Annotated in this window: 6 protein-coding genes; 2 read left to right on the forward strand and 4 right to left on the reverse strand. The window is 61.3% G+C overall.

Going from position 1 to position 8,185, the window contains the following annotated elements:
* Positions 1-96 precede the first annotated feature (96 nt).
* Both QMX98_RS29480 and gcvA read right to left on the reverse strand, forming a co-directional pair.
* Positions 97-1,002, reverse strand: coding sequence for an NAD(P)-dependent oxidoreductase (locus QMX98_RS29480; RefSeq protein WP_102594373.1), 906 nt, complete (start codon positions 1,000-1,002; stop codon positions 97-99).
* Between the two features lie 93 nt (positions 1,003-1,095).
* Positions 1,096-2,001, reverse strand: a complete 906-nt coding sequence (gcvA, locus tag QMX98_RS29485; RefSeq protein ID WP_010455236.1) for a transcriptional regulator GcvA — start codon at positions 1,999-2,001, stop codon at positions 1,096-1,098.
* A gap of 194 nt (positions 2,002-2,195) precedes the next feature.
* Here gcvA and QMX98_RS29490 point away from each other — a divergent pair, with 194 nt between their 5' ends.
* On the forward strand, positions 2,196-3,482 hold the full coding sequence (locus QMX98_RS29490; protein WP_282411793.1) for an OprD family porin: 1,287 nt from the start codon (positions 2,196-2,198) through the stop codon (positions 3,480-3,482).
* A 155-nt stretch (positions 3,483-3,637) separates the two neighbouring features.
* On the opposite strand, the gene QMX98_RS29495 is transcribed toward QMX98_RS29490, so the two are convergent.
* Complete coding sequence (locus QMX98_RS29495; RefSeq protein WP_010455232.1) at positions 3,638-5,071, reverse strand: aldehyde dehydrogenase family protein; 1,434 nt, start codon at positions 5,069-5,071, stop codon at positions 3,638-3,640.
* Positions 5,072-5,358: 287 nt separating this feature from the next.
* Here QMX98_RS29495 and QMX98_RS29500 point away from each other — a divergent pair, with 287 nt between their 5' ends.
* Positions 5,359-6,702 (forward strand): MFS transporter, encoded by a 1,344-nt coding sequence (locus QMX98_RS29500; RefSeq protein WP_010455230.1) that lies wholly within the window; start codon positions 5,359-5,361, stop codon positions 6,700-6,702.
* Positions 6,703-6,829: 127 nt separating this feature from the next.
* On the opposite strand, the gene QMX98_RS29505 is transcribed toward QMX98_RS29500, so the two are convergent.
* Complete coding sequence (locus QMX98_RS29505) at positions 6,830-8,017, reverse strand: MFS transporter (RefSeq protein ID WP_010455228.1); 1,188 nt, start codon at positions 8,015-8,017, stop codon at positions 6,830-6,832.
* Positions 8,018-8,185 lie beyond the last annotated feature (168 nt).

Below are 8,185 nucleotides of genomic sequence, written 5' to 3' on the forward strand. Positions count from 1 at the left end.
CGCGAAAGCGGTGTGTCAGGCGATAACAATGTCGACTGACACACCGCTTTCGCGAGCAGGCTCACTCCTACAGGGGATCTGCGGTGGAAATTAAACTCAGCCTTGGAGTTCGACGCCCGCCATCTGCTCCAGCACCTGCACCACATGGGTCATATCCCGCGCCGGGTCACCTTCGCTCAAGGCCTGATCGAAGAACTGCTTGACCACCGAAGAGGTGAAGGCCGGCACTCCGGTGTTTTCCGCCTCGGCCAGAAACAGCCGCACGTCCTTGCGCATCAAATCCAGGCGGAAGCCGAAGTCGAATTCCCGGCGCATCACGGTGCCCGCCAGGATCTGTTCGCTGGTAAAACTGCGCGCGGTGCTGGCGTTGAGCATCTCCACCATCTGCCGTGGGTCGAGCCCGGCCTTGACCCCGAATAACATGGCTTCGCTGGTGGCCACCAGAGTGGCGGCGACGATCATGTTGTTGACCAGCTTCAAGGTTTGGCCTAGCCCTGGCTCGGTGCCGATGTGTTCGACCTTCTTGCCGAAGGCGGCGAATACCGATGAGCAACGCTCATAAGCGGCACGATCACCTCCAACCATCACCGACAGCGTGCCGTTCTGCGCCCCCGCGACACCCCCGGCCAGCGGTGCATCGAGGGCGGCGATGTTGCGTTCAGACAACGCCGCTTGCAGGCGTCGGGCCAGGCTCGGACCGGTGGTGGAGTGGTCGACCAGAATGCTGACCTTTTGACCATGGATCACGCCGTCGGCACCGAGCACTACGTTTTCGACGATGTCCGGGGTTGGCACGCAGACCAGCACGATGTGCGCGTGGTCCGCCACTTCCCGAGGCGTTGCATGGCTGCGCGCACCCCGTTCAAGCAATGGCGCCAAGGCGTGGGGATTGGGATCAAACAGGTTCAGGTCAAAGCCTTTGTCGAGCAGATGGCGGGCCATTTTCTGGCCCATGGCGCCGAGGCCGATGAAACCGATGGAAGGCGTATCGGGGGTGGTCATGGCGGGTCTCTTTCTTGTGGATGGAGACCCATGCTAGACACGGTGACAAATGACCGACAAAGCAGTTTTACGCCGCAGTGCCTTGATCAAAGCTCAAGCCAGATCGCGGGTGATGCGTGCCTGTTCAAGGACCCATTCACGGAAAATTCGCAGGTCTTCGCTTTCCTCGCGGTGCTTGGGAATCAGCAGGTAGTAGGTGTAGACGCCCATGTCCACCACCTGTTCGAACGGCCGGATCAGGCTGCCGTCCTGCAGTTCCTTGTTCACCAGAAACAGCTGCGCCATGGCAATGCCCTGACCGCCGACCGCCGCCGCGTAAACCATCGACGAACTCTGATAAGTCATGCCGGCGTGGGCATCGACTTCGCGACTGACCCCGCAAGCTTCCAGCCAGTAACGCCAGTCTTCGAGGCGGGCGATCGAGTGCAGCATGGTGTAGTTGGCGATATCGGCCGGCGTCTGCAACCCTGGGCCATGCTGCAGCAGCGACGGGCTGCACACCGGGGCCAGCTGGTTATCGCTGAGCACGTGACAATTGCAGTTGGGCCACTCACCGGAGCCGAGGCGGATGGCGGCATCGATGTCTTCCTTGTAGAAGTCCACGGGCTCGAGGGAGGCGGTCAGCAGCACTTCGATCTTCGGGTTCTGCGCGTGGAAGCTTGCCAGGCGCGGGATCAGCCACTGCATGGCGAAGGTGGTGTAGGCGCGGACTTTCAGCTGACGGCGCAGCGGTGGAGACATGAGTTTTTTGGTGGCTCCGCGCAGGTCTTCGACCACCCGGGCCACCGCGCGGAAGTACTGCTCGCCGGCAGCGGTCAGGGTGATCTGGCGGTGCCCGCGCACGAACAGGTCGAGCTTGAGAAATTCTTCGAGCGTGCGGATCTGCCGGCTGACTGCGCCCGGGGTGACGTTCAATTCATCGGCGGCCAGGGTGATGCTCAAATGCCGGGCGACGGATTCGAATGCGCGGATGGCATTCAGGGGAGGCAGACGTTCCATGGTGAGCAACTCTTGTTCTTATGGGAGGAGCGGCGCGCAGTGTACGTAAACCAAAGCCTAAACCCACTTGATTAAAACTCAAGGGAAGGGCGTGTTTTTCTCGATTGTCGGTCGGCAGCGCGGCTTTCAGGATCGACCGTCACGCGCCTGTCTGGCCCGTGGCCGAACCTGACAACAATAAGAGAAACACACCCATGAACAGCCCCTTTTCCAACGCCCGGAAGGGCTTCCCGCTGGTATGGCGCCTGTCGCTGTGCAGTGCCGCCAGCACGCTGATGAACCCGGCCTGTGCCGATTTCCTTCAGGGCAGCAAAAGCAGCCTGGAGCTGCGCAACTATTACTTCAATCGTGATTTTCGTCAGTCCGGCGTCGCTCAAAGCAAGGCAGAGGAATGGTCGCAGGGCTTCATCCTGCGGCTGGAATCGGGCTACACCGACGGCATGCTCGGCGTCGGGTTCGACGCTATCGGACTGGTGGGCGTCAAGCTCGATTCATCACCGGATCGCTCCGGCACCGGGCTGCTCAATACCGAGCGTGGACCGGGTGGACGAGCCGAGGATGACTACGGCGAACTGGGCCTGACCGGCAAACTGCGCCTGGCGCGCAGCACTCTGAAAGTCGGCACCTTGCTGCCTCGGATGCCGGTGGTCATGTACAACGATTCACGCCTGCTGCCGCAAACCTTTCGCGGCGCCTGGCTCAACAGCTCGGACCTCGACAACCTGTCCCTGGACCTTGGTCGACTCGACCAGACCAACTTGCGCAACTCTTCCGACAATGAAGACATGAGCGTTTTCAACGGCGGGTCGCGCAATATCCGCCTGGGAAGCCACGCCACCAGTGACCGCTTCGACTTTGCCGGGGCCACCTACCGCTGGGTGCCGGCGCTGAGCACGGCCTATCACTACGGTGAACTGGAGGGGATGTATCAGCAGCACTACCTGACCCTGAACCACAAATGGACGATCAGCGAAGGCCAGACCTTGAACTCGGATTTACGCTGGGCGCGTAGCCTTGACGAGGGCAACAGCAATGTCGACAACTCGGCGCTGGGCGCGATGTTGACCTACAGCGCCCGTGGCCATGCGGTGGGCCTGGGTTATCAGCGCATGAGCGGCGACACCGGTTTCGCCAACATCAACGGCACCGACGGCTATCTGGTCAACCTGGTGCAGATCAACGATTTCGGTAACCAGGACGAACGTTCATGGCAGGCGCGCTACGACTACAACTTTGCCGCCGTGGGAATTCCCGGCCTGACCTTCATGACCCGCTATCTGTCGGGCGACGACGTCACCGTGCGCAACCGGGCGGAGGGCGGCAAGGAATGGGAGCGTGATTCCGAGTTGGGGTATGTGATTCAGAGCGGGCCGTTGAAGGACCTGGGGCTGAAGTGGAAAAACGCCAGTGCGCGGAGCAATTTCTCCAGTGATATCGATGAGAACCGCTTGATTGTGACCTACTCGTTGGCGCTTTGGTAAACCCCTAGATCTATGAACTGATGCTCACTCGTGGTGAAAGAATTACCTGTGTCGAGTGCCTCGCCACAGGTACTTCTTTCACTCTGGAGGGCGGTGTATTTGAGGACGAAAAAAGGGTGCAGCAATGGCTGCACCCTTGGGTGTTAGACGGGACGTCAGAGGCGGATGATCACTGATTTGAGCTGCGTGTAATGCGACAACGCATCAACCCCTTGCTCACGCCCGTAACCACTTTGCTTGAACCCGCCGCACGGTGTCTGGACGAACCCGCCGCTGTATTCGTTGACCACAATCCGCCCGGCCTCAAGGTTCGCGGCCACCCGGTGCACCCGGCCAATGTCACGGCTCCAGATACCGGCCCCCAGGCCGAACTCGCTGTCGTTGGCAATACGCAACGCGTCCGCTTCATCCTTGAACGGAATCACGCACACAATCGGCCCGAAGATTTCTTCACGGGCCAGGGTCATGTCATTGGTTACGCCGGTGTAGACGGTCGGCTCGATGTACCAGCCGTTTTCAAAGCCGGGATGGCTCGCCACCTTGCCGCCGATGGCCGGGGTCAGGCCTTCGCGTTCGGCAATTGCAAAGTAGCTCTGGATTTTCTCGAACTGGGCGCGGGTGGTGATGGGACCGGACGTCGCATCGTCCTGCGGGCCGACCCGCAGATTGCCGACCTCGGCCACCAGTTTGTCGACGAAGCGATCGTAGATCGATTCCTGCACCAGCAACCGGGTCCCGGCAGCGCACCACTGTCCGCTGTTCCAGGTGAACGCGAGGGTCGAGCCTTTGGCCGCGGCGTCCAGGTCGGCATCGTCGAACACGATGTTGGCCGACTTGCCACCCAGTTCCAGGGTCAACGGCAGGATCCGCTCCGCCGCAATGTGCCCCAACTCCTGACCGGCACGAATACCGCCAGTGAAGGAGATTTTGCGGATGTGAGGGTTATGCGCCATGGCCGGGCCGATGACGCTGCCTTTGCCGACGATCACGTTGAACACCCCCGGCGGAATTCCGGCCTCCACAGCCATGCGCGCGAGTTCCACCAGCGATGCCGAGGTGTGTTCCGATGGTTTCGCCACCACCGTGTTGCCCGTGGCCAGCGCCGGAGCAATCGCCCGGGCCGCCTGATGCAGCGGAGCGTTCCACGGCAGGATCACACCGATCACGCCGAACGGATCGCGGCGGGTGTAGACGTGGTAATTCGGGCCCTGGTTGATCACTTCACCGTCCATGACATTGACGATGCCGCCGTAGAACTCGAAGTATTGCGCCGTGAGGTCCATCAGGGTCGCCATCTCGCGCCCGGGTTTGCCGGTTTCGGCCCGTTCCAGCGCACCGAGGGTGCTTTCGCTGGCGCGGATCAAACGCCCGAAATCGTTGAGGATGCGCCCGCGGTCCGCCGGGCGCATGTCACGCCAGGCTTGCAGCGCGGCGGCGGCGGAATCGATCGCGATGGCCACGTCAGCCGGGCCGCTGCTGGCCACTTCGTTGAGTTTTTCGCCGGTGCGTGGATCGATTTTGTCTTCGTACTGGCCGTCCAGCGGCGGCACGGAGCGTCCATCGATGAAGCTGTTGGTTTGCTCAAACATTGCGGGTTCTCCTCGCGAAACTTTTATTGTCGATGCGGTGCATGGGGGAGGTCGTGGGCAGCCCCATGATTGCCTGCATTTACCCTCGCTCGCGCGGGCGCCTTCAACCGAGTTTTACAGGGGTATGCGTTGAGAAAACCTCAACACAGTGGGTTGATTTTTAGTCAATCGAACCGCCCTGAAAACTCGCTACACGAGAAGCTGACGGTGCTGGATATTTCTCCCGTAGCAACAACTGAGGCCGCGTCTAAAGGTCAACAATAATAGCGCCCACGGGAGCCATAACCATGAGCAACTACCCTACGGTGGACAGCGAACTGCCGTCCGCATCCAACGCCACTGCCACGACTCAGAGCCAAGGTCGACAACTCAACAGTGCAGAGAAAAAAGCGATTGTCGCCGCGACCCTGGGCACCATCGTCGAGTACACAGACTGGGTCATCTATGCGACCTTTTCCTCCATTCTCGCCAAGCAGTTTTTCCCCGCCGGTGACGGGGCAACCGCTTTGCTGTCGGTGTTGGCCGTGTTCGCCGTCGGCTTCATCATGCGCCCGATCGGTGGCGCGGTGCTGGGCCAACTGGCTGACCGCTATGGTCGCAAGAAGGGCCTGACGCTATCCATCCTGCTGATGTCCGTCGCCTCTCTGGTGATCGGCATCTGCCCCAACTATGAAAGCATCGGCATTGCCGCGCCAATCATCCTGGTGCTGGCGCGGCTGGTTCAGGGCTTCTCGGCGGGCGGCGAATTCGGCTCCGCCTCGGCGTTTCTGATCGAGTCGGCCCCTGCGCATCGCCGGGCCTTCGCCGGGTCGTGGCAGTGGTTTGCAATCAATGCCGGCACGCTGGTGTCCTTCCTGCTCGGCTTTGCCCTGGCGTCGATGGGCAGCGACACTGCGCTCTACGATTGGGGCTGGCGCGTCGCGTTCGTGATTGCCGCGCTGATGGGCTTGATCACCCTATGGATTCGCCTGTCGGTACGCGAAACCGAGATCTTCAAATCGCGCATCGCCAGCCACGGCAAAAAACGCCCTATTCGCGAACTGCTGTTCAGCCATCGCCGCGATGCCATGCGCGTGATCGGCATCGCCATGGCCGGCAACCTGCTCAACTACGTGTGGATGGTCAGCTATCCGAACCAGGTGCATTTGATCACCGGCATGTCGATCCGCGACACCTTGCTGGCCGGGGTGATTTCCGTTGGTGTGTCGCTGGTATTGCTGCCATTCGCCGGCAAACTGGCGGATCGCGTCGGGCGGCGTCCGGTGCTGATCGCCTTCGCCATCGCCTCGATCCTGTGGGCCTGGCCGAGCTTTGGCTTACTGCACGTCGGCATCAGCCTGATGGAAGTGACGCTGATCCAGACCGTCTCGATGGTCATCATGACCGGCTTCGGCGCCGCCTCGGCGGTGACCATGGCCGAGCAATTCCCGGCCGAGGTTCGCGTGACGGGCATCGCCTTGCCGTATGCGTTGTCGGTGACCTTGTTCGGCGGCACCGCCCCGTACCTGATGGCCGCCATGGCGGGTTGGGGCTATGGCGGGTTGTTCTGGATTTACCTGGCGGTGATCAGTGCAATCAGCGCGGTGGTTTACCTGCGGATGCCGGAGACGCGGGGGCAGCCGTTGCGTTGATCGGACATCAATGAAAAAGGGGCGGATGATCCGCCCCTTTTTCATGCCAGAAACACAAACCCTGTGGGAGCGAGCAAGCCCGCTCCCACAGAAGTGCCGTTACCTGCACGAAATGAGAAACGGTCCTTCACGGGCCGTTTTTTTCAGCGCGTCGGGAATGAAAGATCGAGACCAATCCGCACACCGCAAACAACGCACCTACCGCCGCCAGCCCTGGCCAGCCGTGATACTCGGCAGCGCTGGCCCCGAGGGCCGACCCCAACGCGCCGCCGGTGAAGTAGGTGACCATGAATACCGTGTTCAAGCGGCTGATCGCCTCGGGAGCCAAGGCCAGAATGCGCGCCTGATTGGCCAGTTGGTTGGCCCGGTTGCCGATGTCCAGCGCGGTGGCACAGGCGAGGATCAACCACCAGAAACCGCCTGCACCACCCAGATACAACGCAATGAAGGCCAACAGCACCGCGCCGGTCCCCAGGTAGCTGAGTTTGATGCCGTAGTGCTGCGTGAGTCGGCCAAGCCAAGAGGCGGCGACGATCCCGACAATCGCCGAAAGCCCGAACAGCCCGGCCTGGCCGCTGGAGTAGTGATAAGGCTCAAGCGACAGCAACGAGGCCATCGACCCCCAGAACACGTTCAGCGCACCGAAAATCAGGCCACCGCTGACTGAGGAGCGACGCAGGGTCGGGTGGGCGCGCACCAGTTTCCACATTGACTTCATCAGGTCCAGATAGGGCAGGGTGCTGGACGGTGCGGTCACCGGCATGCGGATCATGATCGCCATGAACAGCATCACGTTCATCACGGCGGCAGCGAAGAACATGCCGCGCCAGCCGATCCAGGTGCTGACGGCGCCGCTCAAGGCCCGCGCCAACAGACCGCCGGCCGACAAACCACTGACCATCATGCCCAGCACGCTACCGCGTTGCTCCGGGGGCGCGAGGGCAGTGGCGGCGGGAATGATGATCTGCGCACTGACAGCTGACAGCCCCAGCACCACACTGGCCAGCAGCAAAAAGGAGTAGGTCGGCGCAACGGCGGAGGCGATCAGGCTGAGGAAGTTCAGGCTCAACATGCCGAGGATCAGCGAGCGCCGGGTTACGCGGTCGCCCAACGGCACAAATAGCAACAAGCCGAGGGCGTAACCGAGTTGGGTGAGCATGGCGATCTGGCCGACGTGGGCGCCCGAAATGCTGAACGTGGCGCCAATCAACGGCAGCATGGTCTGGTTGTAATAGATGGTCGCAACCGAAAAGCCGCAACACAGTGCCAGAGTGATCGCCAGGCTGGCGGGTAATGCGGTTTTACTCTCAGGCATCAGGTGTTCCCCCGTGAATGACAAGCGAGTGGCTGTTGTAGTCGGCGGAAGGGAAACGGGTCAAAGCACAAAACCGCAGGGCCGCTTGAGCAAATCTCATGTGTAATAAATCAGGGACAAGCCGTACCTGTAGGCGCCAGGCTTGCCGGCGAAGGCGCACTTGAGGAC

The organism is Pseudomonas sp. PS02303, from assembly GCF_029959925.1.
In the GTDB taxonomy this organism is placed as follows: Bacteria; Pseudomonadota; Gammaproteobacteria; order Pseudomonadales; family Pseudomonadaceae; genus Aquipseudomonas; species Aquipseudomonas mandelii.

Coding starts and splice junctions, on each gene's coding strand:
- QMX98_RS29480 (WP_102594373.1), bottom strand. CDS start 1,002: ATGACCACCCCCGATACGCCTTCCATCGGTTTCATCGGCCTCGGCGCC.
- gcvA (WP_010455236.1), bottom strand. CDS start 2,001: ATGGAACGTCTGCCTCCCCTGAATGCCATCCGCGCATTCGAATCCGTC.
- QMX98_RS29490 (WP_282411793.1), top strand. CDS start 2,196: ATGAACAGCCCCTTTTCCAACGCCCGGAAGGGCTTCCCGCTGGTATGG.
- QMX98_RS29495 (WP_010455232.1), bottom strand. CDS start 5,071: ATGTTTGAGCAAACCAACAGCTTCATCGATGGACGCTCCGTGCCGCCG.
- QMX98_RS29500 (WP_010455230.1), top strand. CDS start 5,359: ATGAGCAACTACCCTACGGTGGACAGCGAACTGCCGTCCGCATCCAAC.
- QMX98_RS29505 (WP_010455228.1), bottom strand. CDS start 8,017: ATGCCTGAGAGTAAAACCGCATTACCCGCCAGCCTGGCGATCACTCTG.